The sequence below is a fragment of the Providencia hangzhouensis genome (assembly GCF_029193595.2).
GTDB lineage: Bacteria > Pseudomonadota > Gammaproteobacteria > Enterobacterales > Enterobacteriaceae > Providencia > Providencia hangzhouensis.
Genome location: NZ_CP135052.1, coordinates 2,718,013 through 2,741,315, shown reverse-complemented (window position 1 = coordinate 2,741,315; position 23,303 = coordinate 2,718,013). Strand labels below are relative to the sequence as shown.

General features: G+C 40.1%; 18 protein-coding genes and 3 tRNA genes. 11 read left to right on the top strand and 10 right to left on the bottom strand.

Translation table 11 applies throughout. The features are described from left to right. Positions 1-36: 36 nt before the first annotated feature. Positions 37-900, bottom strand: a complete 864-nt coding sequence (ppsR, locus tag PZ638_RS12375; protein WP_004263762.1) for a posphoenolpyruvate synthetase regulatory kinase/phosphorylase PpsR — start codon at positions 898-900, stop codon at positions 37-39. A 261-nt stretch (positions 901-1,161) separates the two neighbouring features. Here ppsR and ppsA point away from each other — a divergent pair, with 261 nt between their 5' ends. Continuing rightward, positions 1,162-3,540, top strand: coding sequence for a phosphoenolpyruvate synthase (gene ppsA / locus PZ638_RS12370; RefSeq protein ID WP_004263765.1), 2,379 nt, complete (start codon positions 1,162-1,164; stop codon positions 3,538-3,540). Positions 3,541-4,247: 707 nt separating this feature from the next. Here ppsA and ydiK read toward each other — a convergent pair. After that, positions 4,248-5,363, bottom strand: coding sequence for an AI-2E family transporter YdiK (gene ydiK, locus PZ638_RS12365; protein WP_004263767.1), 1,116 nt, complete (start codon positions 5,361-5,363; stop codon positions 4,248-4,250). A 256-nt stretch (positions 5,364-5,619) separates the two neighbouring features. Here ydiK and ydiJ point away from each other — a divergent pair, with 256 nt between their 5' ends. From ydiJ to PZ638_RS12320, 9 genes are all read left to right on the top strand, one after another. Continuing rightward, positions 5,620-8,673 carry a D-2-hydroxyglutarate dehydrogenase YdiJ gene (gene ydiJ, locus PZ638_RS12360; RefSeq protein ID WP_094961758.1) on the top strand — a complete coding sequence of 1,018 codons (3,054 nt, stop codon included), beginning with the start codon at positions 5,620-5,622 and terminating at the stop codon, positions 8,671-8,673. Beyond that, positions 8,673-9,089 carry a 1,4-dihydroxy-2-naphthoyl-CoA hydrolase gene (gene menI / locus PZ638_RS12355; RefSeq protein ID WP_094961759.1) on the top strand — a complete coding sequence of 139 codons (417 nt, stop codon included), beginning with the start codon at positions 8,673-8,675 and terminating at the stop codon, positions 9,087-9,089. Before ydiJ ends, menI begins: the two co-directional genes overlap by 1 nt. A 410-nt stretch (positions 9,090-9,499) precedes the next feature. Next, positions 9,500-9,868, top strand: coding sequence for a Fe-S cluster assembly scaffold SufA (gene sufA, locus PZ638_RS12350; protein ID WP_004263773.1), 369 nt, complete (start codon positions 9,500-9,502; stop codon positions 9,866-9,868). Between the two features lie 16 nt (positions 9,869-9,884). After that, positions 9,885-11,384, top strand: a complete 1,500-nt coding sequence (gene sufB / locus PZ638_RS12345; protein ID WP_004263774.1) for a Fe-S cluster assembly protein SufB — start codon at positions 9,885-9,887, stop codon at positions 11,382-11,384. Positions 11,385-11,429: 45 nt separating this feature from the next. Then, positions 11,430-12,176, top strand: coding sequence for a Fe-S cluster assembly ATPase SufC (sufC, locus tag PZ638_RS12340; RefSeq protein ID WP_004263776.1), 747 nt, complete (start codon positions 11,430-11,432; stop codon positions 12,174-12,176). Then, positions 12,151-13,458: a Fe-S cluster assembly protein SufD gene (gene sufD / locus PZ638_RS12335; protein ID WP_110591616.1), complete on the top strand. Its 1,308-nt coding sequence runs from the start codon at positions 12,151-12,153 to the stop codon at positions 13,456-13,458. The genes sufC and sufD overlap by 26 nt, the downstream gene beginning before the upstream one ends. 5 nt (positions 13,459-13,463) lie before the next feature. Further along, positions 13,464-14,702, top strand: a complete 1,239-nt coding sequence (gene sufS / locus PZ638_RS12330) for a cysteine desulfurase SufS (RefSeq protein WP_094961760.1) — start codon at positions 13,464-13,466, stop codon at positions 14,700-14,702. A 33-nt stretch (positions 14,703-14,735) separates the two neighbouring features. Next, the gene (gene sufE / locus PZ638_RS12325; protein WP_036958665.1) at positions 14,736-15,152 is read left to right on the top strand and encodes a cysteine desulfuration protein SufE; all 417 of its coding nucleotides are present in this window, start codon (positions 14,736-14,738) and stop codon (positions 15,150-15,152) included. Positions 15,153-15,380: 228 nt separating this feature from the next. Further along, the gene (locus PZ638_RS12320) at positions 15,381-16,445 is read left to right on the top strand and encodes a L,D-transpeptidase family protein (RefSeq protein WP_004263785.1); all 1,065 of its coding nucleotides are present in this window, start codon (positions 15,381-15,383) and stop codon (positions 16,443-16,445) included. 96 nt (positions 16,446-16,541) lie between these two features. Here the strand turns inward: PZ638_RS12320 and PZ638_RS12315 are convergent, their stop codons facing one another. The 6 genes from PZ638_RS12315 to PZ638_RS12290 all read right to left on the bottom strand — a co-directional run bounded on the left by PZ638_RS12315 (position 16,542) and on the right by PZ638_RS12290 (position 20,856). Beyond that, entirely contained in the window at positions 16,542-16,778 is a 237-nt protein-coding gene (locus tag PZ638_RS12315; RefSeq protein WP_004263789.1) for a major outer membrane lipoprotein, read from the bottom strand. Positions 16,779-17,203: 425 nt separating this feature from the next. Further along, positions 17,204-18,616: a pyruvate kinase PykF gene (pykF, locus tag PZ638_RS12310; RefSeq protein ID WP_004263791.1), complete on the bottom strand. Its 1,413-nt coding sequence runs from the start codon at positions 18,614-18,616 to the stop codon at positions 17,204-17,206. A 417-nt stretch (positions 18,617-19,033) separates the two neighbouring features. Continuing rightward, positions 19,034-19,110 (bottom strand) — tRNA-Val (locus PZ638_RS12305). 30 nt (positions 19,111-19,140) lie between these two features. Beyond that, positions 19,141-19,217, bottom strand: a tRNA-Val gene (locus PZ638_RS12300). Positions 19,218-19,247: 30 nt separating this feature from the next. Beyond that, positions 19,248-19,324 (bottom strand) — tRNA-Val (locus tag PZ638_RS12295). A 158-nt stretch (positions 19,325-19,482) separates the two neighbouring features. Then, positions 19,483-20,856 carry an MATE family efflux transporter gene (locus PZ638_RS12290; protein WP_094961762.1) on the bottom strand — a complete coding sequence of 458 codons (1,374 nt, stop codon included), beginning with the start codon at positions 20,854-20,856 and terminating at the stop codon, positions 19,483-19,485. Between the two features lie 274 nt (positions 20,857-21,130). On the opposite strand from PZ638_RS12290, the gene PZ638_RS12285 reads away from it, so the two are divergent. Further along, the gene (locus tag PZ638_RS12285; protein ID WP_004263802.1) at positions 21,131-21,796 is read left to right on the top strand and encodes a riboflavin synthase; all 666 of its coding nucleotides are present in this window, start codon (positions 21,131-21,133) and stop codon (positions 21,794-21,796) included. Positions 21,797-22,009: 213 nt separating this feature from the next. Here PZ638_RS12285 and PZ638_RS12280 read toward each other — a convergent pair whose 3' ends face one another. Continuing rightward, the gene (locus tag PZ638_RS12280) at positions 22,010-22,282 is read right to left on the bottom strand and encodes a putative quinol monooxygenase (RefSeq protein ID WP_004263806.1); all 273 of its coding nucleotides are present in this window, start codon (positions 22,280-22,282) and stop codon (positions 22,010-22,012) included. 24 nt (positions 22,283-22,306) lie between these two features. Further along, complete coding sequence (locus tag PZ638_RS12275) at positions 22,307-23,065, bottom strand: helix-turn-helix transcriptional regulator (RefSeq protein WP_004263811.1); 759 nt, start codon at positions 23,063-23,065, stop codon at positions 22,307-22,309. Positions 23,066-23,303: the final 238 nt, after the last annotated feature.

Here is a 23,303-nt window from a genome sequence, read left to right as displayed (position 1 = left end):
CTTAGCAGGAATGAATATTTTTTTTATTTGTATTCATTAAAAGATTCGTCTTTGTAAGCCCATGGTATCAATCACTTTTGCTGAAATTTCTTCAACAGAATAGTTAGTTGTATTTAAGTAGTTGATTTTATTTTGTCTAAATAAAGCTTCCACTTCAGCTATCTCAATACGACATTGCCTTATGGATGCATAACGGCTATTTTCACGGCGCTCTTCGCGGATAGCTGCTAGCCGTTCAGGGCTAATAGTTAAACCAAACAATTTATGTGTATATGGGCGTAATGCTGCAGGTAATTGTAAATTATCCATATCATCAGCCGTAAATGGGTAATTTGCCGCTTGGATACCAAATTGCATCGCTAAGTAGAGGCTTGTTGGCGTTTTGCCACAACGTGAAACACCAATTAGTATCACTTGAGCTTGGTCTAAATTTCGTAAAGAAATCCCATCGTCGTGAGCCAGTGTGTATTCAATAGCAGCTATACGTGCATCATATTGATTCATATTTTGCATGGATAGGCCATGGGTTCGGTTGAGTTTTGGCTCAGGTTCTAGGCCGACTTCCTTCTGAATTGGGGCGACTAGACTTTGGACGATATCTTGGCAAAAACCTGCACTCTGGGTAATGATTTGCTTAACTTCAGGGGAGATAATCGAATAGAACACTAAAGGACGCAACTGGGTTTCTTCGAAGATAATATCTATTTTTTGCTTAATTTCATGTGCACGAGCTTCGCTTGTTACAAACGGCAGAGTATAAGAAATAAATGACAGAGGAAATTGAGAAAGTACGGCGTGCCCCAAAGTTTCAGCGGTTATCGCTGTTCCATCAGAAATAAAAAAAACAGTACGTTGAACTTGGCTTACCATATTATTCATTGCTCCTAATTCGCTCATCATTATTCGTCTCTATTGTATTTATCACTGGATATTGGGAAATATTATCTTTGTTTAAAGTTTAAAAATTAGTTTATAGGGGAAACTATAGCCATTTTTTGAACGATTTTTAGAACAAAAAAGTTTTCTTCAGTGATGGAACGATTCACCAGTCCATCTTCTCTTAGCGTCTGTGCTAGTCTATTTCACGAGGCGAAATTTCGCCAACGAGATTTTTTACGATTTGTACTCTGTCACTAAATTGCTATAAAAGGATCGCTTTCAATGTCCACAAATGGCCTCACTCCGTGTAATGTACTTTGGTATAACCAATTAGGGATGAATGATGTTGACCGTGTCGGGGGCAAAAATGCTTCTCTCGGTGAAATGATCACTAACTTATCTGATCTGGGAGTATCCGTACCTAACGGTTTCGCGACAACCGCACAGGCGTTTAATGATTTTCTGGAGCAGAGCGGTGTAAATCAACGCATTTATAACCTGCTAGATGAAACGGATATTGATGATGTGAACCAACTGGCTGTAGCAGGTGCTCAGATCCGTCAATGGGTGATTGATACACCATTGACGAAGGAGTTGGAACAAGATATTCGTGATGCTTTCGCACAACTGTCAGAAGGTGAAGCGGAAGCTTCATTTGCTGTCCGCTCATCGGCAACTGCTGAGGACATGCCTGACGCTTCGTTTGCAGGGCAACAGGAAACATTCCTTAACGTTCAAGGAATTGACGCTGTATTAGTTGCGATTAAACACGTTTTTGCTTCATTGTTTAATGACCGTGCGATTTCATATCGTGTTCACCAAGGTTATGATCACCGCGGTGTAGCACTGTCCGCGGGCGTTCAACGCATGGTACGTTCAGATTTAGCCTCATCGGGTGTTATGTTTACGATTGATACTGAATCGGGCTTCGACCAAGTCGTATTTATTACCTCTGCGTATGGTTTAGGTGAGATGGTGGTGCAAGGCGCCGTGAATCCAGACGAGTTTTATGTCCATAAACCAACGTTAGCCAATAACCGTCCTGCAATTGTGCGCCGTACCCTGGGCTCTAAAAAATTACAGATGGTGTACGCCAACAGTAAAGAGCACGGTAAACAAGTACAAATTGAAGATGTGCCAGAAGCACTACGCAATCGTTTCTCTTTAACTGATCTCGAAGTGGAAGAGCTTGCACGCCAAGCTATACAGATTGAAAAGCACTACGGTCGCCCAATGGATATTGAGTGGGCAAAAGATGGTCATAATGGGCGTTTGTATATTGTCCAAGCAAGGCCAGAAACCGTTCGCTCTAATCAACAAGTGATGGAGCGTTATCAATTAAAACAACAAGGACAAGTTTTAGTTGAAGGACGTGCAATCGGTCATCGTATTGGCTCTGGGGCTGTTAAAGTCATACATAACTTGAGTGAAATGGATAGAATTCAGGTGGGTGATGTACTTGTTACCGATATGACAGACCCTGATTGGGAGCCTATCATGAAAAAAGCCGCTGCGATTGTTACGAATCGTGGTGGACGTACATGCCATGCTGCGATTATCGCGCGTGAATTAGGCATTCCTGCGGTTGTGGGTTGTGGTGATGCGACTGACCGTTTGCAAGAAGGCCAAGAAGTGACAGTTTCTTGTTCAGAAGGTGATACGGGCTTTGTGTACGAAGGTAAACTGGCGTTTGAAATTCACAGTTCTGAAGTGAGTGATATGCCAAATCTAGATGTCAAAATCATGATGAATGTCGGTAACCCTGACCGTGCATTTGATTTTGCTTGCTTACCTAATGAAGGTGTGGGTCTAGCTAGACTTGAGTTTATCATCAATCGTATGATTGGTGTTCACCCAAGGGCATTACTGGAATTTGATCAGCAATCTCCTGAGTTACAAGCAGAAATTCGCCAAATGATGGCGGGTTATGATGACCCGATTGAATTTTATGTCGGTAAATTAACCGAAGGGATTTCTACTCTAGCCGCTGCTTTCTGGCCAAAACGCGTTATTGTCCGTTTATCTGACTTCAAGTCTAATGAATATGCCAACTTAGTCGGTGGGGATATTTATGAACCTGAAGAAGAAAATCCAATGTTAGGTTTCCGTGGTGCAGGGCGCTATGTATCTGACAGCTTCCGTGCCTGTTTTGCATTAGAATGTGAAGCGGTTAAACGTGTTCGCAACACTATGGGGTTAACGAATGTTGAAGTTATGATCCCATTTGTGCGGACAGTTGCACAAGCTGAGTCTGTAGTTGCTGAGCTGGCTAAACATGATTTGAAACGTGGTGAAAACGGTCTAAAAGTCATTATGATGTGCGAAATTCCATCAAATGCTTTACTGGCAGATCAATTCCTCGAACATTTCGACGGTTTCTCTATCGGTTCGAATGATATGACTCAGTTAACATTGGGTCTTGATAGGGATTCTGGTGTTGTTTCTGAGTTATTTGATGAACGAAACGATGCGGTAAAAGCCATGTTATCTATGGCTATACAGGCTGCAAAACGACAAAACAAATATGTAGGTATTTGTGGTCAAGGGCCATCCGACCATCAAGATTTTGCTCAATGGCTGGTAGATGAAGGTATTGATAGTTTATCTTTGAATCCAGATACCGTGGTACAAACATGGCTGACGATAGCTGAGAATCAATAGTTATCTCGTTTTTTAATTATCAAGGCTGAATGTGAATAACATTCAGCCTTCGCATTTATTTGATTAAAATTACCTATTACAGAAATTGATTAATACTATTATTAATAGGTTGATAGCAAACAGTTCTAAATAAATATTCATATAATACTTTTTAGGTATAAATAAAAAACGAATATAATTACTCTTATTTTGTGTATTTGATTTGAACAGAAAATATATCTTAAATAGAAATAACGAAAGTTATTTAATTATATAACGCTAAAGGAGTATGAAAACTGCTAGTTATGTCAAAAATTGATATTAATCAATAATTATAAAGTGATGTTCTGATTACGATATGAATAATATTCATATTAAATGAGGATAAAAAAAAAGCCTATCATGGGCTGACAGGCAAAGACTACACACAGCAATTCAGTTAAATAAAGCGATGCCTAAAAAGGGAGGGGCATCGCTTTTTATATCCATATGATTCAATAATAGAATATTAAACTATTCATATTATACAATCATTAAGAACACTCTCAATATTAATATTACTCATTGTTACTTAAAGAGAATTAATTCAATAGATTTATGTTAACATAAATTAGACTAAATACTAACGTTAGAATGTTAAATATTGTTTCTAAATATTAATGGAGCAATACTTATTAAGTTAGCAGGCATGTCTTGCTTGAACATGCCTGCTACTAATCAACTACGTACTACTTTTTAATCGAAAACTCTTCTTCTAGAAATTTTTCAGTTTCTGTTAAGTCTTCACTTGGAACTGCAACCTCATTCATCCAAGCTTTTAATAAGCTATATGAAACGGCTAATACAACAGGGCCAATAAACAAACCAATCATGCCAAATGATAAAATTCCACCAATAACACCAACAAGGATCAGAACCATTGGTAAGTCAGCCCCCATTTTAATGAGCCATGGGCGAAGAACGCCATCCATAGTGGCAACAACGGCGGCCCATATAGCAAGGATAATTCCCCATGTCGTATCACCTGTCCAAAATAGCCAAATGACGGATGGCACCATAATGAGTAGAGGCCCCAATTGCGCCACACAGCATATAAACAACAAGACAGTTAAGATGGCCGCATAACCAATACCCGACAAGGCAAGTCCAATTCCTCCGACGATGGCTTGAATTAGCGCGGTGACGACGACACCAAGGGCAACAGCTCGAATAGATTGTGCCGCTAACACGACGGCAGCATCCCCACGGATCCCTGCGAGACGGACCGCAAAGTGACGGATGCTAACCATGACAGATTCGCCTTTAAGATAGAGCAAGCCACTAAATAGCAGCATTAGCATCAAGTGAAAAACAAATCTTCCTGCGCTAATGGCCTGTGTAGCAAACCAGCCAGCAGCTTGGCCAAAATAGGGTTGAATTTTAGCAAGTAAAGCATTCCCCCCACTGGCGACTAAGCTATGCCATGCATAGTAAATTTTCTCACCCACCATTGGAATGGTATTGAGCCATTCTAAATCAGGCAATGTTAGGCTTGACGGCGATTTCGCTAAATCAATAAGTGGTGTGCTATTTTCAATGATACTGCCAATTAGAATACCCAATGGAATAACGAACAGCAGTAATATAAGAAGAACCATCACCAATGTAGCTAACCAGCGCTTATGCCATAAGCGAGCTTCCAGTCTTAATAATAGTGGCCAAGTAGCAATTACCATCATTCCAGCCCATACAAAGCCAAGAATAAATGGATTAAGTACCCAAAAGCAGGCTGCTATCATTAAAACGATGGATAATAGGCCGAAAATAAGTTTGGGAAGATCCAAGCGTTTTTGCGATTTTTCCATTAATGACTGGTCCTTTACAAATGAAAATTCTGTGTCTGTGGCAAATTTTTAGGTGAAAATAACGTAATTTTTTTTCACGGTTAAAAAAAACAATATTGTGATATGGTTCATAATGACAATGTCATCAGCGGCTGTGCTGTCTTTACAGGCTGTGAAGGTAACCCATCATAGACCTAAGACACTATTGTGCAACTTAAAATAAAGATAGTACATAACGAGTAATGCGAACACTAAACAACAAGAGTCATCGTTAATAATGATCCCGCGTATATCAGAAGCTCCTCATCTTAGTCATCTAGTTATTGAGTTCTTGCATGAGCTACAAGAACAGGGTTTTACTGGGGATAACGGCACCAGCTATGCTGAGCGTTTATCCATGGCAACAGATAATAGTATTTACCAACTATTACCCCAAGCGGTTGTATTTCCGCGTTCGAGTGCAGATGTACAAATTATCACTCGGCTTGCGGGGCAAGCGAAATTTCGTGAGCTCAGCTTTACACCTCGGGGTGGTGGGACGGGAACTAATGGGCAATCCTTAACTGAAGGGATTGTTGTGGATATGTCCCGTTATATGAATAGGATTTTAGAAATAAACCCAGAGCAAGGTTGGGTTAAAGTTGAGGCTGGGGTCATCAAAGACCAATTAAATCAATACCTCAAACCTTACGGTTATTTCTTTTCGCCGGAGCTATCTACCAGCAACCGAGCAACATTAGGTGGAATGATCAACACTGACGCATCAGGTCAAGGCTCATTAGTATATGGTAAAACCTCTGATCACGTGTTAGGCGTTAAAGCCATGGTGTTAGGTGGAGAATGCCTAGATACACGTGCTATGCCTATCGAACTCGCCCAAACGATTGCGTCAGAAGATTCAACAGTGGGGCGTATATATAAAACAGTATTAGAACGCTGTTTAGAGCAACGTCCATTAATTGAAGAAAAATTTCCCAAGTTAAATCGTTTCCTGACAGGGTATGATTTACGTCATGTATTTAATGATGAACTAACAGAATTTGACCTTACCCGTATCTTGACTGGGTCTGAAGGGTCTTTAGCCTTTATTACCGAGGCGACGCTTGATATCACACCTTTGCCAAAAGTACGCCGCTTAGTAAACGTCAAATATGACTCTTTTGAGTCCGCATTGCGTAATGCACCTTTTATGGTTGATGCAAAAGCCTTGTCTGTTGAAACAGTTGACTCGAAAGTATTGAATTTAGCGCGTGAAGATATTGTTTGGCACTCAGTTAAAGCATTGATTACTGACATTCCAAATAAGGAAATGTTGGGGCTGAATATTGTTGAGTTTAGTGGTGATGATGAAGCGGAAATTAACCAATTAACTGAAAGCCTTTGTCAGCGGCTTGATGAGTTAATGGCGAATAACCAAGCCGGCGTGATTGGTTATCAAACCTGTCATGACCTTGAAGATATTACGCGCATTTATAACATGCGTAAAAAAGCAGTTGGGCTGTTAGGGAACAGCAAGGGGGCTGCAAAGCCAATTCCGTTTGTTGAGGATACTTGTGTTCCTCCTGAGCATCTTGCTGATTATATAGTGGAATTCCGTGCATTATTAGACAGTCACAACTTGAATTATGGCATGTTTGGTCACGTGGACGCAGGGGTATTACATGTCCGTCCTGCGCTTGATATGTGTGATCCGCAGCAAGAAGTATTGATGAAACAAATTTCTGATGAAATTGTGGCATTAACCGCTAAATATGGTGGGCTTTTGTGGGGTGAACATGGGAAAGGTTTCCGTGCGCAATATAGTCCTGAATTTTTTGGCGATGTATTATACGGTGAGCTTCGGAATATTAAAGCGGCATTTGACCCCGATAACCGTTTGAATCCAGGTAAAATTTGCCCACCTGCGGGGTTGGATGCACCGATGAAGCAGGTTGATGACATCAAGCGAGGAACGTATGACCGGCAAATTCCAGTCCAAATGCGCCAAGAGTTCCGTGGTGCTATGGAGTGTAATGGCAATGGGCTGTGTTTCAATTTTGATGTAAAGAGCCCAATGTGCCCATCGATGAAGGTGAGTGGTCAACGAGTCCATTCTCCGAAAGGCCGTGCAACACTTGTTCGTGAATGGTTAAGGTTGCTAGCGGAACAAGGCGTTACACCAGAACACCTTGAAAAAGGAATTACGCACAACCAGCCTTCATTAAGAGGCTTAATCGAGAAAACCCGTAATACTTGGCGTGCGAAGCAAGGGGATTATGATTTTTCTCATGAAGTGAAAGCTTCAATGGCTGGGTGCCTCGCCTGTAAAGCCTGCTCAACACAATGCCCGATTAAAATTGATGTGCCATCATTTAGAGCTAAATTTTTAGCATTGTATCATGGGCGTTATTTGCGACCTATTCGGGACCATATTGTTGCAAACGTCGAAGCGAGTGCACCAATACTTTCCAAGGTACCTAGCGTATTTAATTTCTTTTTACGTCAACTGGTGGTGCAAAAACTGAGCCAACACACCATTGGTATGGTGGATTTACCGTTATTTTCTCAACCCACATTAAAACAAGAACTTTCAGGCCATGCCGCGGTTTCTGTTACGCTTGAACAACTTGAAAGTATGGCGGATTCACAGCGTGAAAAATATGTGCTGGTGGTTCAAGACCCTTTCACTAGCTATTACGATGCCAAAGTGGTGGCAGATTTTGTCCGCTTAATTGAAAAGTTAGGTCTTAAACCTGTATTGTTACCGTTTTCACCGAATGGAAAAGCGCAACATATCAAAGGTTTTTTAGCGAAATTTGCTAAAACAGCTCGCAAGACAGCGGACTTTTTAAATCGAGTGGCAAAATTACAGTTACCAATGGTCGGTGTTGACCCTGCACTGGTACTTTGTTATCGCGATGAATACCATGAAATTTTAGGTAAAGAACAGTGCCAATTTACGGTGATGTTGGCGCATGAGTGGTTAATGACATTGCCTGAACCACACAATGTGCAAGTGGCTTCGACACAACCATGGTATTTTTTCGGTCATTGTACGGAATCAACGGCTTTACCTAATAGTGCGAATCAATGGGCAGCGTTATTTGCTCGCTTTGGGCAAACATTAAATAATGTTAGTGTTGGCTGTTGTGGCATGGCAGGGACTTATGGGCACGAAGTGGCCAATCTTCAAAATTCAAAAGGAATTTATGATTTATCGTGGAAAGGCGCGATGTCTTCTTTGCCAAAAGATCGCTGTTTAAGTTCAGGTTATTCTTGCCGTAGCCAAGTTAAGCGAATGGAAAATGTATCGATAAAACATCCGATTCAAGCACTGTTGGAGATAGTTTAATGATTTGGAAACGTCAATTTAATTTGCAACAACTCGCTGAAATGTCAAAAACCTGCATGTTAGGGCATCTTGGCATTGAAATCACGGCAATTGGAGATGATTATTTAGAGGGAATAATGCCTGTCGATCATCGTACCAAACAGCCTTTTGGGTTATTGCATGGCGGTGCTTCTGTTGTGTTAGCCGAATCCTTGGGTTCAATTGCGGGTTATATGTGCTCGGAAGGGGAACAAAAGGTGGTCGGGTTGGAAATCAATGCAAATCATGTTCGTGCTGCTCGCTCAGGGGTTGTAAAAGGTATTTGTAAGCCTATTCATTTAGGACGTCGCCAGCAAGTGTGGAATATTGAAATTTTCAATGAACAAGGCAAATTGTGTTGTACTTCTCGCCTGACAACTGCGGTATTATTTGAATAATAACCATTCTATATATAGGGTTTTTTGGCTAATTAAATGCCAGAACACCCTATAAAACCCTTGTTCTTGTATGGTTATATGGCCATTCTTTCTATAAATTCATTTTTTATCAAGTTAATTAAGTTGTATAATAAATGCATCTTTATTAATTTGTGTCATTTAAGTGTATTATTTAGTACAAATTTGAATAAAAAATACAACTCTACTTATTCATTATTTATCAATGGGTTAATCTTATTTTGCTAGGTGTTTGTTTGTTTTTTAACCTGATAATGAGCAAGAAAAGAGCTAAAATAGCTATAACCTCTTAAAACAAATGGTTGAAGTCAATTAGCTAATCATTACCATAGGGTAGGCAGAGTTAATCTCCTGATAACAGGCTGAAAAGCCATAAGAAATGTGGGGTCAATATGACTGACGGTGTAGAGACATTTTCATTTGATGAAAACAATTGGCAGGGAGTTAGCCTGACACAAAGCGCTGCAAAACAAATCAAAAAATTGATGGTGCAAAACCCAAACACTAAAGGGCTTTCACTTGGCGTAAAACAGTCCGGCTGCGCGGGTTTTGGTTATGTATTTGAAATGATCGAAAACCCAACAGAGCAACACCTGTTATTTGAACTCGATGGCGCACATCTTTATGTGCCAAAAGAAGCAATGCCATTTATTGATGGCACAGTCGTTGATTTTGTCCAAGAAGGGCTGAATCAAATTTTCAAATTCAATAACCCGAAAGCCCAACATGCCTGTGGGTGTGGTGAAAGCTTCGGCGTTTAACATGTGAAGTCAGATTATGTCACAGAGCAATGTAGAAGTTGGCGATGATGTTCAAAGCTGGCTTGATGACCAGCGTTATAAAGAAGGCTTCTTTACCGAAGTCGCGACTGATGAAATGGCGAAAGGCATCAACGAAGATGTGATCCGCGCAATTTCAGCAAAACGTAATGAGCCTGAGTGGATGCTCCAATTCCGTCTTGATGCCTTTAATCACTGGAAAGGCATGGAAGAGCCTCATTGGCTTAAAGCGAATTACCCAAATCTCGATTATCAAGACTATAGCTATTATTCTGCGCCATCTTGTGGCTCATGTGATGATACCTGTGGTTCGCAATCTGGTGCAACCCAAGGCACAGGTGTAGCGGAAACCAATAATTATTTAACGGCTGAAGTTGAAGAAGCTTTTAACCAATTGGGTGTTCCTGTACGTGAAGGGAAGGCTGTTGCGGTTGACGCCATTTTTGACTCGGTCTCGGTATCTACAACTTACCGTGATGACTTAGCCAAACATGGGGTTATTTTTTGTTCGTTCAGTGAGGCTATTCAAGAGTACCCTGAACTGGTGCAGAAATATCTCGGGTCAGTCGTTTCGAGCCATGATAACTTTTTTGCGGCATTAAATGCGGCGGTAGCTTCAGATGGTACGTTTGTGTATGTACCAAAAGGCGTACATTGTCCAATGGAGCTATCAACTTATTTTAGGATCAACGCAGCCAAAACAGGCCAGTTTGAGCGTACGATTTTAATTGCCGATGAAGGTAGTTATGTCAGTTATATCGAAGGGTGTTCTGCGCCTGTTCGTGATAGCTATCAGCTCCATGCGGCGGTTGTTGAAGTGATTATTCATAAAGATGCCGAAGTTAAATATTCGACTGTCCAAAACTGGTTCTCCGGTGGAGATAGCGAAGCCGGTGGGATCCTGAACTTTGTGACTAAGCGTGCATTGTGTGAAGGTGAAAATTCAAAAATGTCATGGACGCAGTCAGAAACTGGCTCTGCCATCACATGGAAATACCCAAGCGTTATCCTTAAGGGGGATAACTCTGTCGGTGAGTTTTTCTCTGTTGCATTAACAAATGGTAATCAGCAAGCAGATACCGGAACGAAAATGATCCATATCGGGAAAAACACCCGTTCAACGATTATTTCTAAAGGTATTTCAGCAGGTAAAAGCCAAAACAGTTATCGCGGTTTAGTGAAAATTTTACCAAGTGCACATAATGCTCGTAACTTTACCCAATGTGACTCTATGTTAATTGGTACACAGTGCGGTGCACATACTTTCCCGTATGTGGAAGTTAAAAATAATACGGCACAGCTCGAACATGAAGCGACAACCTCACGTATTGGAGAAGACCAGTTATTTTACTGTTTACAACGTGGTATCAGCGAAGACGATGCGATATCAATGATTGTAAATGGTTTCTGTAAAGATGTGTTCTCGGAGCTTCCATTAGAATTTGCCGTAGAAGCACAAAAATTACTGGCAATCAGCTTAGAGCACAGTGTTGGTTGATCCTAATCGAGTTTATTTGCGCTAAGGCGCTAAAGGCATGTAAATATGTTAAGTGTTAAAGATTTACACGTGAGTGTAGAAGGTAATGAGATTTTAAAAGGGTTATCTCTGGAAGTAAAACCAGGGGAAGTTCACGCCATCATGGGCCCAAATGGCTCTGGTAAAAGTACATTATCAGCCACACTTGCTGGCCGCGAAGAGTATGAAATTGATAGCGGTGAAGTGACGTTTAAAGGTAAAGACCTGTTTGAGTTAGATCCAGAAGAGCGTGCAGGGGAAGGCGTTTTCCTCGCATTCCAATACCCTGTTGAAATTCCAGGGGTCAGTAACCAATTTTTCTTACAAACCGCCGTTAATGCGGTCAGAGAATATCGCCAGCAAGAAGCATTAGATCGTTTTGATTTCCAAGATTTTATTGAAGATAAAATCAAATTATTAGAAATGCCAGAAGATTTACTTGCTCGTTCTGTTAACGTGGGTTTTTCCGGTGGTGAGAAAAAACGTAACGATATCTTGCAGATGGCAGCTCTAGAGCCTCAATTGTGTATTCTTGATGAAACTGACTCCGGTTTAGATATTGATGCGCTGAAAATTGTGGCTAACGGTGTGAATTCATTACGTTCGCCTGAACGTTCATTTATTATCGTAACCCACTATCAACGCATTTTGGATTATGTAAAGCCTGACTTTGTCCACGTGTTATATCAAGGGAAAATCATCAAATCAGGTGATTTCAGTTTAGCGAAAAAACTGGAGGAGCAGGGTTATGGCTGGCTTATTGACCAACAGTGAAAGAGCACAAAAACGTGCTGAAGTTGCAAAGCTCAATGAGCAAGCAATGTCACGTTTTTCTGAATTGTTTGAGCAACGACACGGTGTGAATTCTCAACATGCTAAAACGCATTGGGAAATGGCAAAACAAGTTGGCTTGCCTGCGTTTCGCCATGAAGATTGGCACTATACACCACTAAATACGGTACTTGAGGCTCAGTATCGTTTTAGTGATAGCGATGTTGAAGCAAAAGACTGTGAAGCATTGGCTCTGCCGATTGACGCCTATCGCCTTGTTTTAATTGATGGGCGCTATAGTTCAGCACTAAGCTCCATTGATATGGGGCCATTCCAAGTGTCTTTGCTTGATAACCAAGACTTGCTTCCTTCGCCTGTAAATAGCGAGATTTTCTTGCATTTAACAGAAAGCTTGGCGGTACAACCGTTAGTTGTTCATCTTGCTGCAAATAAAATAGCAGAGAAACCATTGTATCTGCTGAATATTTCAACGGGTAGCAGCGATAAACAAGCTACGAATATTAGCCAGTATCGCTACCATTTAACGTTAGATGCGAACAGCAAAGCTCAAGTGATTGAGCATTATGTCAGTTTGAATGACCAAATGCACATGACGGGCAGCCGTTTAACGGTTGAAGTCGGTGATAATGCAGATTTTAGTCACTTTAAGTTAAATATTGAAAATGGTCAGGCTCAGCATTTTGCTCACAATGATATTGTTATTGGGCGCGATAGTCGGGTGAAAAGTACGAGCTTTTTACTTGGCGCATTATTAACGCGAAACCATACCAGTGCTCGCCTTGATGGTGAAAATACAGAATTTGAACTTAACAGTTTATTGCTGCCTAAAGGCAATGAAATTGCAGATACTCGTACGTATTTGGAGCACAATAAGGGTTACTGTAATAGCCGCCAACTACATAAAGTCATTGCGATGGATAGCAGTAAAGCTGTCTTTAATGGCATGATTAAAGTAGCGCCGAATGCATTAAAAACAGATGGTCAGATGACTAACAATACGTTGTTGTTAGGTGAAAAAGCTGAAATTGATACTAAACCTCAGCTTGAGATTTATGCGGACGACGTAAAGTGTGGTCACGGTGCAACGGTCGGTCGTATTGATGACGAACAACTGTTTTATCTGCGTTCAAGAGGCATTGAGGGTAAAGCAGCAAAACATATGATTATCATCGCATTTGCTGCAGAACTTACAGAATCTATTGAATCGGAAGAGTTAAAACACGCTGTGATGGCAAACATCCGCCAGCGCTTAGCGGAGGTTTAATCCCCATGCTATTCAATGTCGCTTCAGTCAGGCAGGATTTCCCTGCCTTATCTCAGTCTGTCAATAATCATCCATTAGTCTATTTGGATAGTGCAGCAAGTGCACAAAAGCCTTTGCAAGTCATTGAAAAAGAGAGTGAATTTACGCTGCATCAATATGCCGCGGTTCACCGCGGTATACATACTCTCAGTGCAAATGCCACGACAATGATGGAAGAGGTTCGTCAAAAAGCGGCCGCTTTCATTCACGCAGCTTCAAATGAAGAAATTGTGTTTGTTAAAGGCACAACGGAAGGTATTAACCTAGTAGCAAATAGTTTTGGTCGAAAGTATTTCCATGAAGGGGACAATATTGTCATCACTGAAATGGAACATCATGCGAATATTGTACCTTGGTATATGTTAGCTGAAGAAATTGGTTTTGAAATCCGAGTTATCCCAATTTCTGATGATGGTAGGCTACAGTTAGAGGTATTAAATGATGTCATTGATTCACGCACGCGATTATTGAGCTTTACACATATCTCTAATGTATTGGGAACAGTTAATCCCGTACAGGAGATAATCAAGCAAGCACGAGCAATTGCTGCCTCAAAAGGCGGTGAAATCACGGTATTGGTTGATGGTGCGCAAGGTGCAATGCATCAGCAGGTTGATGTACAAGCTTTAGACTGTGATTTCTATGTGTTTTCAGGTCACAAGCTATATGGCCCGACGGGTATTGGTATCCTTTATGGTAAAAAAGCTATTTTGGATATGATGCCACCATGGGAAGGTGGTGGGGCGATGATCCGCCAAGTCAGCCTGACCAAAGGGATCACTTTTGCTGACGCACCTTGGCGCTTTGAAGCGGGAACACCTAATGTAAGCGCAATTATTGGTTTAGGGGCGGCATTTGATTATTTAAATGCACTAAATTTATCTGATGTGTTTGCTCATGAAGCTGAAGTGATGGCTTATGCTTCTAAGAAATTGCAAGAAATACCTTCAGTTATATTATATGGCAATGACCAACGGGAAGGTGTTCTGGCTTTCAATTTAGGCAAGCACCATGCTTATGATGTTGGGTCTTTCCTTGACAGGTATGGCATTGCAATCCGTACTGGGCATCATTGTGCTTTACCATTAATGGAACATTACCAAGTTCCCGCTATGTGCCGCGCTTCTGTAGGGATATACACCACTAAAGAAGAAATCGATTCTTTATGCAATGCGTTACAGCGCATCAAAAAATTGTTAGGCTAAGCACATAAGAAACAGATGGTAAAGGAACTGAGCATGCCCGCATTACCCGATGAAAGTAAGTTATTACGTAATTTCTCTCGCTGTCAGGACTGGGAGGAGCGTTACCTCTATATGATAGAGCTAGGGGGGCGTTTACCTGAACTCTCTGAGGCACAAAGAAGCGATAATAATTTAATCGCTGGATGCCAAAGCCAAGTGTGGATTGATATGCAAAAACAAGCGGACGGTACAATTACGTTTGCAGGTGACAGCGATGCAGCCATCGTTAAAGGGCTAGTTGCCATTGTTATTATTCTTTTTCAAGGTAAAACAGCGCAACAAATATTAGCACTCGATGTGAAGTCATTTTTTGAACAATTAGCATTAGAGCAGCATTTAACACCTTCACGTACCCAAGGTTTGAATGCGATGATCCGCACAATTTTATCGCGAGCGGCACAATTAGTATAATCTTACCGAGGGAGCGTTATGCTCCCTCTCTTATATTTTACTTCTTGGGTATTATTCTTTATCCGAGCAATTCATTAAAGTCATCGTATTTAGTTATCATAAAAAGACTACTTCCATATTAATACTTAATAAAAATATTTATTTAGTATTAAAGATATGAGAGATAGTTGCTATTATGAACAATAATCATTGAATTATTGTAAGAACATTATTTTCCTTGGAGTAGGTATGAAAAGAGTTTTGACGGTGGCAAGTTTGTTTGTCATGAGCGCCTTATTGGCTCCAGCTCAAGCAAAAGAATATCCATTACCTGACAGTAACACTCGACTTATCGGGGAAAATTACACGTATATCGTACCCAATGACGGGCGTCCACTGGAAGCCATTGCCAGTGAGCACCAAATTGGGCTACTAGGCATGCTTGAAGCAAACCCTGGAACGGACCCGTATCTTCCTGAAGCTGGAAAAGAGCTTATCATTCCAGCACAAATGTTGTTACCGTCAACGCCAAGAACCGGAATTGTGATTAACTTAGCGGAGCTGCGTTTATATTATTATCCGGCGAACAGCGAAGAAGTGATTGTTTACCCTATAGGTATTGGCCAATTAGGTCGTGATACACCTGAAATGGTAACTTCAGTAAGCCAATCAATTAAAGATCCAACATGGACGCCAACGGCGAACATCCGTAAAAATTATGCTAAAGAAGGTATAACGCTTCCTGCTGTCGTTCCAGCAGGTCCTGAAAACCCAATGGGCTTGTATGCATTACGACTAGCATATGGGCGTGGTGAATATCTGATCCACGGTACTAATGCAGATTTTGGTATTGGTATGCGGGTGAGCTCCGGTTGTATTCGTTTACGTCCTGATGATATTGAAGCGTTATTCAAGACAGTACCAAAAGGAACTCGTGTCCAAGTTATTGATCAGCCTGTAAAATACTCCAAAGAAACTGATGGCAGTTATTACATTGAGGTGCATCAGCCATTATCTCGGACAAGTAATGATGACCCACAAACAATGCCAATCAAACTGACTGACGATTTCAAGCGTTTTCTGGAAAATGAAGGGGTTGATAAGGCTTTAGTAGAAAAAGAGCTAGCAAGGCGTTCTGGGATGCCTGTGCGTGTGAATAATGATCAGGGTAATAGTTCTTCAGACTCTGAAACGCAGCACGAAGGGTTAGTGCCTATTGAACCTTTTACTATTTCACAGCCACAGCCTATCTATGACCATAAAGTCAGCGCAGTGCTTCCTACTAAATATCGCTCTTCCTCTGTAGTTGAATAACTACTCCAAATAATAAGGGCCTATTTTCATAGGCCCTCATAAATACTATTAGCTTCAAAGAAGCACCGTTTCAACTAGACAACGACCAAATCTAACTTATTTTTTGTAAGTACGAACTTGGTTGTCTAAACGTTGGTTAGCACGTGCTGCTTCTTCTTGAGCTGTCTGTACGTCAGAACGCAGAGACTGAACGTCGTTGCTCAGTTGATCAACTTTACCATTCAGAGTTTGTACGTCTGAAGAGAGTTTTTGCACTTCAGTGCTGTTAGAACAACCCGCTAGTAATGCTGAAGCTAATACGATAGAGCCCAGTACAATTTTAGTACGAATCATTATTTTACCCTCTAGATTGATTTATCTTGAAAATATAAAAAGCAAGTCACCAAACAATAGAGCTAAGACTGTTATTTACAGCTTGCTATATCCCTTTAAAACAACCTAATGAAAATTAGGGTATGGCACTTACTATGTCTTATGCTAGTACTAAATATAAAGTTTTGCTAGAAATACTTTATATTTAGTACTAGGAAAAAGAAGAAAAATTTAAATTAAGATCAATGAAGGTTGTTATTTGACCAATTTGAGTGCGTTTTATGATATTACGCTTAAATAGCAATAAGATATTTACTAGAGAAAATGAAATAAATGAATAGTTACATCAGGGCAGCACTATATGTTAAATTTAAATTAAAAAGCCGATAGATGAAGTGATCTTGAAGTGATCTCTATCGGCCTTTTAAAAGACAAATAAAATTTAATTACAGCACGTGAACTGAAGAGGTATTGGTTGTACCGCTTTGTACTAACGCACCGGAAACCATCACAACAGCATCACCAGGAGCCGCTAATCCACTTTCTAGAGCTGCGCGTTTACCTTCACGATAAAAGTCATCTGTAGATGTAAATCCGCCAACTATCATTGGGATCACACCTTTTACTAACAATAACTGACGTGCAGTTTCTTCATTAGTCGTTAACGCGAGGATTGGTGCAGTAGGGAAATATTTACGAACAGACTTAGCAGACTTACCGCCGTAGGTTGCTACAACGATTAGTGGAACATCTAATTTTTCAGACATTTCCACTGCACCACGACATACAGCCTCAGTGACACGTAAGCGTTGGCTTGGTTTTTGATTATCGATACGAGTTTGCATGATGCGGTCAGTACGCTCACAGATAGTCGCCATAATAGTTACGGCTTCTACAGGGTATTTACCTTTCGCACTTTCACCTGAAAGCATAACTGCATCAGTACCATCCAAAATAGCATTGGCTACGTCACCCGCTTCTGCACGAGTAGGACGTGGGTTTTTGATCATTGAATCTAACATTTGTGTAGCAGTAATCACGACTTTACGCGCAGCAACACATTTTTCAATCATCATTTTTTGGGCGAAAATAACTTCTTCAACCGGGATTTCGACCCCTAAGTCACCGCGAGCAACCATGATGCCGTCAGAGGCTTCTAAAATCTCATCAAAATTATTCAAACCTTCTTGGTTTTCAATTTTAGAAATGATTTGGATGTTCTCACCACCATGTTTTTTCAGGTGAGCTCGAATTTCTTCGACATCTGAGCGTTTACGAATAAATGAAGCAGCAACAAAATCAACACCTTGTTGGCAACCAAAAACTAAATCTTCTTTATCTTTCTCTGCTAATGCAGGTAAGCCAATAGAAACGCCTGGCAGGTTAACCCCTTTTTTCTCTCCGAGGTCACCGTTATTTAAAACTTCACAAACGACTTCAGTTGCAGTGACATTAGTCACTTTCATGCCAATTAAGCCATCATCAACTAATACGGTATTGCCAACTTTTAAATCTGAAGTTAAGCCTGCGTAGGTCACGGCAACTTTATCTTTATTGCCTACAACAGAGGTATCGGTAGTAAATGTAAAAGTTTGACCCGCAACGAGTGAAACATCGTTACCACCTTCCAATTTCATGGTGCGAATTTCAGGGCCTTTGGTATCTAACAGAATAGCTGCTTGTTTGCCGGTTTTGGCACAAACAGAACGAAGGTTTTTGATTCGTTGACCATGTTCTTCATAGTCACCGTGAGAAAAGTTGAGGCGCATGACATTCATGCCAGCATCAAGAAGTTGAGTCAGTTTTTCTTCTGATTCGGTTTTTGGACCGATAGTACAAACAATTTTGGTTTTTTTCATGGCAGTCTATCTAATGTTATAAAGGAAATCGGTATTGTCGCCGATGCTTAGTACATTTTATAAATCGTACGCATGGTAAATTTTGTTGCGCAACTCATTTATAAGAATAGGCGACAGTCTGGTGTTTAATGCATTATTACACTTAAATTTGTCACATTTTGTTTCTTATTATAGTGTAGATGACAAATTCAATTAAAGCTAACGTATTGATTTACTACTGGTGAAACCTTTCAGCCAGCGTGAGTATTATAGACAACAAAAAACTGTGAGACAAATCAAATTTTACGAAATTGAAAGAAGAGACCATTCAGATCAAAAATTCATTTAAAATTAAGGAAGTTAATTGTTGCGCAACAAATTAAGGGAATAATAATAGACAATCAAGAGAAATTTTAGGTAGCAGGGAGATAAATAAAATGGTGCGTCCGAGTAGACTCGAACTACCGACCCCCACCATGTCAAGGTGGTGCTCTAACCAACTGAGCTACGGACGCACTGGAAAATTTGATTGTGTTAATTTGAAATGGTGCGTCCGAGTAGACTCGAACTACCGACCCCCACCATGTCAAGGTGGTGCTCTAACCAACTGAGCTACGGACGCGCTGAAAATTAACATTGTGTTCACTAGAAATGGTGCGTCCGAGTAGACTCGAACTACCGACCCCCACCATGTCAAGGTGGTGCTCTAACCAACTGAGCTACGGACGCATCTAAAAGATATCTAGGTGACAACGGGGATGAATATTAACGTTATGAAGTTCATCTGGCAAGGGGAAAATGTATTTTCGCGATAGTTTGTTCGTATTTAAAACTATCTGGTGCGAAATACATCTTCTCCCATAATAAAAAGCTTAAAAAACCGTCAATTAGCGAGCTGAGCGAAGTAAGACAACATCCTCTGTTTGCTTATGGATCCATATAATTCGTGTTGCCATTCCTATTGCAGCGGCACTTAAACCAATAATAAAGCCAATCCAGAAGCCTTTAGGCCCCATAGCCGGTGCGATAAAATCAGTTAACGCTAAAATATAACCAGAAGGCAAGCCAAGTAACCAATATGCGGTGAAGGTAATAAAGAAAATGGAACGAGTATCTTTATAACCACGTAAAATTCCGGCACCTATAACTTGCACAGAATCTGACAGCTGATAAATAGCGGCGTATAACATTAAGCTGCTTGCTAAAACAACTACCTCTGGGTTTTTGTTATACATCATTGCAATCGGCTCACGGAAAACGGCGGTGAGAACTGCAGTAAAACAAGCGACCATTAAGCCAACAGTAATACCAGTATAAGATGAAACTTTAGCAGCTTCAGTCGATTTCTGTCCTAAGTTATAACCTACGCGAATGGTTGCTGCTATTCCTAATGATAATGGGAACATAAACATCACAGAACTGAAATTCAACGCAACTTGGTGACCAGCTACTGCAACAACACCTAATGGGGCGACTAGCAGTGCAACGACAGCAAATAAAGTGACTTCAAAGAAAAGTGCCAGACCAATAGGCGTACCTAACACGATAATTCGCTTTAAGATTAATGGATTTGGCGATGTGAAAGAGAGTGTAGGGCGAATATCACGCTGCGCAGTAGCACGTTTCACATACCATCTCATCATCAGACACATAGCCCAATACACTGATGCAGTGGCGACACCACAACCCACACCACCTAAAGCAGGTGCACCAAAGTGACCATAAATAAAGATATAGTTAATAGGAATATTAATCATTAGGCCAAGAAAACCAATCACCATCCCCGGCTTGGTTTTTGAAAGCCCTTCACATTGGCTACGATATACTTGGTAAAATAAGTAGCCTGGTGCTCCCCACATAATGGCATGTAAAAAACGGACAGATTTATCTGCCAATTCTTTATCAATATGGGGCATATTGCTAATAATAAGCTGACTGTTATAAAGAAGGCACATAATGCCTAAGGCTAAAAGTAGCGCTAACCATAGACCTTGTTGAATTTGGTCGCCTATTAGGTTGCGACGGCCTGACCCATTCATTTGTGCAACGATTGGGGTTAATGCCATCAAAATTCCTTGGCCAAAAAGAATAGCTGGCAGCCAGATGGAAAACCCAACTGCAACTGCGGACATCTCAATTTCACTAACACTTCCAGCCATAACCGTATCCACAAACCCCATTGCAGTTTGTGAAAATTGAGCTAAAACGATAGGAATACCAAGTGCCAACAAGCTACGCGCTTCTGTAAAATATTTCTGCACGCATACACCTTTGTAATAAAAGCAAGTAAGAGAAAAAACTAGAAAAATAAATGAGTTACTAAAAACACATCGATCGCTAAAAACCGCTTATTCTATCCCGTTTCTAAATGGATTCCAATAATGATATGGTAACAAACTATAAAAGAGCATTTTAGAACCTAATATATTGTTACATACTAGGTTTATTATCGTTTTGTTTATCACTCAAATAGGATAGATCTCTAACAATTCTGATGTAAACTGAGCCTATTAATCCACTACACTGAGAATCATTATGTTTACAGGCATTGTTCAAGCGACTGCTCCTATTGTTGAAATTACAGAAAGGGCCAACTTTCGAACTCATGTAATGAAATTTACCCCAGAATTACTTATAGGTTTAGAAACAGGGGCTTCCGTTGCACATAATGGTTGTTGTTTGACGGTAACAAAGATTGATGGTGAAAGAGTTAGTTTTGATCTAATTAAAGAAACCCTGAGATTAACTAACTTGGGGGAATTACAAGAAGGTGATGTTGTTAATATCGAACGGGCTGCAAAATATGGTGACGAAATCGGTGGCCATGTTGTTTCAGGTCATATTATGACAACAGCTGAAATTAGTAAGATCTTCACATCTGAAGATAACCACCAGATTTGGTTATCAATTCGTGATAAATCTTTGATGAAATATATTTTGCATAAAGGCTTTGTCGCGATTGACGGTATCAGTTTAACGGTCGGAGATGTAATCAACAATCGGTTCTGCGTACATCTCATCCCTGAAACATTAGAGAGAACAACATTAGGTAAAAAACGGTTGGGTGATAAAATAAATATTGAGATAGACCCTCAAACTCAGGCTATTGTTGATACCGTTGAGCGTGTTTTAAATCAAAAAGAACAAGAAAAATTACTACAGCAAGCAGAAGAGATGGCGGACATAGCGAAAACAGAGTAAACAGACGTAAAAGGTGATAACCGCGTTATTTACTTTAAAGAAAAATAGCAGAAGAAACAGCCAAGTAGGCTATAGCTATAATGATTTATGCTATAGCCTAAATAAAATATGGTTAGTCTTTGTTTATTGAATGTCTGTCATGAAGTTCTATTAAATAATGAAAATTAACATTATCAAAAAATATGACTAGTTCCGGTTTTCAATATTAATAGATCATTTTTCACTGAAGTTGACAGAGAAGCTGGCGTTATCACGTTCAATTGCTTCAACTAATCGCCTGAAATGCGGACTATTTTTATGCATCTCTAATGCTTGAGTGTCTTCCCATTCCTCAAAAACAATATAACCATTTTCTTTAGCCATAAGATCATATTGAATGCATCCTTTCTCTCGGCGGCTCAGTTTTGCTAAGTCGCGAACGATTTCTTTCGTTAAATACCCATCTGTCCTTTCTGTTGTAATTTGGGCATACACAACAATACTCATTCCGTTCTCCTTATGTATTAAGAACTATCTTAATGGGTACTTAGTTTTTGTATTGTAAAAAAGCGAATAACTCGATTTTAAAAATGCCGACGGCGTCATAGTAAAGTATCTTTTAAAATCACGGTAAAAGTGGGATTGATCATAATACCCTGTTTCAAACCAACGGTAGGTGTCTTGTTCTACTACCATACTTTTTAAAACATGTTCTAAGCGGCAATTGATCTGGTACCTTTTTGGTGTAATGCCGTATTCTTTCAAAAACTCTTTTTGAATGACTCGGACGTGTAATCCTGTCTCTTCAGCAATTTCTGTGATTTTTTTTGTTGGATTTCGATACAGTAATTCTAAAACTTCATCAATGAAGTGAGGCTTTTTCTTAGCTTTAGTCCTATTAAAGCAATCTAACAACTCTTTAAATGAAGAATTAGCTAAAGCTTCAAACCAGCGGTCTTTCCATATCTCATTTAGTGCGATTGGGGTGTCAGTATAGTTTAATGTTCTTTGAGGCAGTAGAAAACGTAAGGCATCATGACGAATACGTAATACCATTACTTTTGAATGATTAGGGCTAGCAGTAAATGTATTAACCCTAGGAATAATCAGCTGGTAAGGGTCTGTTATTGAATCGTTATCAGTTGTCATGCGAAATGCATCTGATGAAACCCAGATTTCAGCACCTGTTCCAGGGAAAATTTTAATTGCTTCTGTAAACTCTTTGATTATCAAAATAGAACTAACAAAGGATTTTAATTCATCTGGTGGATAGTACTGTTTTAACATCATTCTTGAGCACTCATTATTTAATGTCGCAATGATAACGTTTTTTAACAAGAAAATTAACCATGAAATATCTATATCTTAGTAGATGACAAAATTAAAACTTTAATTTTTAGTGAAATCCGCTTTGAATTAAGAAAATTGATGAGAAAGGTAAGGTTTTACCAGCCAAGAATAATCGGCTATTGGTTATATAGCAAAATACTGAACATATATTACTGTATGGTCACTAGTGCTATACACT

Coding starts and splice junctions, on each gene's coding strand:
- sufE (WP_036958665.1), top strand. CDS start 14,736: ATGCCCGCATTACCCGATGAAAGTAAGTTATTACGTAATTTCTCTCGC.
- menI (WP_094961759.1), top strand. CDS start 8,673: ATGATTTGGAAACGTCAATTTAATTTGCAACAACTCGCTGAAATGTCA.
- ydiK (WP_004263767.1), bottom strand. CDS start 5,363: ATGGAAAAATCGCAAAAACGCTTGGATCTTCCCAAACTTATTTTCGGC.
- sufB (WP_004263774.1), top strand. CDS start 9,885: ATGTCACAGAGCAATGTAGAAGTTGGCGATGATGTTCAAAGCTGGCTT.
- ppsA (WP_004263765.1), top strand. CDS start 1,162: ATGTCCACAAATGGCCTCACTCCGTGTAATGTACTTTGGTATAACCAA.
- ydiJ (WP_094961758.1), top strand. CDS start 5,620: ATGATCCCGCGTATATCAGAAGCTCCTCATCTTAGTCATCTAGTTATT.
- ppsR (WP_004263762.1), bottom strand. CDS start 900: ATGATGAGCGAATTAGGAGCAATGAATAATATGGTAAGCCAAGTTCAA.
- PZ638_RS12280 (WP_004263806.1), bottom strand. CDS start 22,282: ATGAGTATTGTTGTGTATGCCCAAATTACAACAGAAAGGACAGATGGG.
- sufC (WP_004263776.1), top strand. CDS start 11,430: ATGTTAAGTGTTAAAGATTTACACGTGAGTGTAGAAGGTAATGAGATT.
- PZ638_RS12275 (WP_004263811.1), bottom strand. CDS start 23,065: ATGATGTTAAAACAGTACTATCCACCAGATGAATTAAAATCCTTTGTT.
- sufA (WP_004263773.1), top strand. CDS start 9,500: ATGACTGACGGTGTAGAGACATTTTCATTTGATGAAAACAATTGGCAG.
- PZ638_RS12320 (WP_004263785.1), top strand. CDS start 15,381: ATGAAAAGAGTTTTGACGGTGGCAAGTTTGTTTGTCATGAGCGCCTTA.
- sufD (WP_110591616.1), top strand. CDS start 12,151: ATGGCTGGCTTATTGACCAACAGTGAAAGAGCACAAAAACGTGCTGAA.
- PZ638_RS12285 (WP_004263802.1), top strand. CDS start 21,131: ATGTTTACAGGCATTGTTCAAGCGACTGCTCCTATTGTTGAAATTACA.
- PZ638_RS12315 (WP_004263789.1), bottom strand. CDS start 16,778: ATGATTCGTACTAAAATTGTACTGGGCTCTATCGTATTAGCTTCAGCA.
- sufS (WP_094961760.1), top strand. CDS start 13,464: ATGCTATTCAATGTCGCTTCAGTCAGGCAGGATTTCCCTGCCTTATCT.
- pykF (WP_004263791.1), bottom strand. CDS start 18,616: ATGAAAAAAACCAAAATTGTTTGTACTATCGGTCCAAAAACCGAATCA.